The organism is Methylophaga sp. UBA5088, from assembly GCF_002414625.1.
In the GTDB taxonomy this organism is placed as follows: domain Bacteria; phylum Pseudomonadota; class Gammaproteobacteria; order Nitrosococcales; family Methylophagaceae; genus Methylophaga; species Methylophaga marina.
The window spans coordinates 21,152-23,058 of sequence record NZ_DIAC01000030.1; the positions used below are offsets into that span (position 1 = coordinate 21,152).

Here is a 1,907-nt window from a genome sequence, read left to right on the forward strand (position 1 = left end):
TCATGGTGTTGATGATGTCACCAAAACGAATGCATCAAGCTGCCTTGCTAGTTGGTATTCTTTTTATAAGTTATCCACTGATGTCGTCTTTAAACTTGTTTCCGCACGGTCAACTTGTTGATATAGCCAACCGAATTAATCCGGATAGAGCACAATCGCTCGACTTTCGTTTTCAACAAGAGAGGGCGTTACTGAATCATGCCAATGCAAAACCGTTATTTGGATGGGGTGGTTGGGGAAGAAATCGTGTGATCAACGATCTTACCGAGAGTGATGCTAGTACTACAGATGGTCGTTGGATTGGAACGCTTGGAGTGTATGGCTGGGTTGGTTATCTATCTCAGTTTTTATTAATTGTAGTGCCTTTGTGGCTGACATATAAGTTGTCCGTGAAACGGCTTAAAAAAGACAATAAGCAGGCGATACTACTCGGTTCTCATGCCATTTTAGTTTCTGTTATTCTTCTAGATCAGATGCCTAACTCTTCTTTGAATTCTTTTTACTGGTTGATTATAGGGTCACTGGCTGGAAGAGCTTATGTGATTAGTCGTGAAAATAACAATAATGTTCCAACGGCAAACTCTCAGCAGCCACTGGAAACATTTCAGGTGACAGATAATAAAAAATGAATCACATTTACTACGTTATTCCTGACTTGTTTCAAAAAGAACGTTTCTCTTTTAGAAGTGCGGTAAGACATCTAAAAAGACGTCGGTTATTTAATTACATCAGACGATGTCTTTTTCGTAAATTTAAACCTGTTGGTGGTGTCAAAGTCATATATCAACATTGTTTGATGTTAAATAAGGCGGGGTATCGTGCTTATCCTGTTTTAATGGGTAAGTATCATGGCAATTTCTTTGGTTTTGATGTTCCCACGTTGAGTTATCAAGAGGCGCTTGAGAAGATGGGGATGGATGACATTGTTGTCGCCACCGAATTTGCTCCTTATCAAGCATTCTTATTTCCTGCACAAACAAAAGTCCTTTTTTTACAAAACTTAGTTGGTCTCAGACGTTGGTTGAAAGTCGATGATAAAGAGAAAAGTTACAAGGACATTGGTTATGATGAAGTGATGACATGTAGCCAGTTCTGTTCTGATTATGTAGAAAAGGATATGGGTATTGCTGTCAATACCGTTACTAACGGAATTGACTTGACGGTTTTTTTGCCTCAAGCGGAGTCAAGAATTGAACGCCGAATCTTGGCAATGTCGCGAAAAAATCCCCATGATCTGGCTATTATCCAGAAAGCGATGAGGGAATATGGTATTGATATCAATGTAGTTGATGGTCTTACACAAGACGAACTGATAAAAGAGTATCAAGCTGCCGATATCTTTATTGCAACTGGATATCCCGAAGGGTTTTCCCTGCCTCCTATTGAAGCAATGGCTTGTGGGGCGGTTGTTGTTGGCTTTACTGGAGGAGCTGGAAGAGAATTTATGATTCACCGGGAAACGGCTCTAGTTGCGGAGGACGGAGATACCGACACTGTTATTGAGCACCTTTTAACATTAATAAATGATTCGCCATTGAAGGAACGAATAAGAACTGAAGGGCTGAAGAAAGCGAGCGAGTATGGGCTTGATGACTTACAGACTAATTTAATCGCGTTTTACAAAAAGCTCTCAGAAAATAACAACATTTAACTGGATTGCTACATGTTAAGAACTATCATAAAAAAAATAGCATTCAAAACTGGGCGTTGTAAGAAGCTGTATCTAAAACTCTGCAACCCCTCAGGTTTTGAGTATGCTGAATTTTTAAAGCGGTGGGGGACTTACCATAGCATAGGGGAACATTGCGCAATATGGCCTTATACGAATGTCACTAATCCTGAATACACCAGGCTCGGTAATAATGTCATGCTAACAGCATGTACTATTCTGGGACATGATGGCTCTA

Annotated in this window: 2 protein-coding genes and 1 pseudogene; all 3 read left to right on the forward strand. The window is 40.0% G+C overall.

Going from position 1 to position 1,907, the window contains the following annotated elements; genetic code table 11:
• A pseudogene (locus B4K20_RS03980) lies at window positions 1–629 on the forward strand (hypothetical protein); the annotation flags it as partial.
• Window positions 626–1,651, forward strand: a complete 1,026-nt coding sequence (locus B4K20_RS03985; RefSeq protein WP_289281973.1) for a glycosyltransferase family 4 protein — start codon at window positions 626–628, stop codon at window positions 1,649–1,651. The pseudogene B4K20_RS03980 and the gene B4K20_RS03985, both read left to right, overlap by 4 nt.
• A gap of 12 nt (window positions 1,652–1,663) precedes the next feature.
• Window positions 1,664–1,907: hypothetical protein (locus B4K20_RS03990; protein ID WP_289281974.1), on the forward strand; the 244-nt coding region annotated here is incomplete at its 3' end.

What these genes read in the sequence shown, in the direction of transcription:
- B4K20_RS03985 (WP_289281973.1), top strand. Translation starts at nt 626, where the DNA reads ATGAATCACATTTACTACGTTATTCCTGACTTGTTTCAAAAAGAACGT.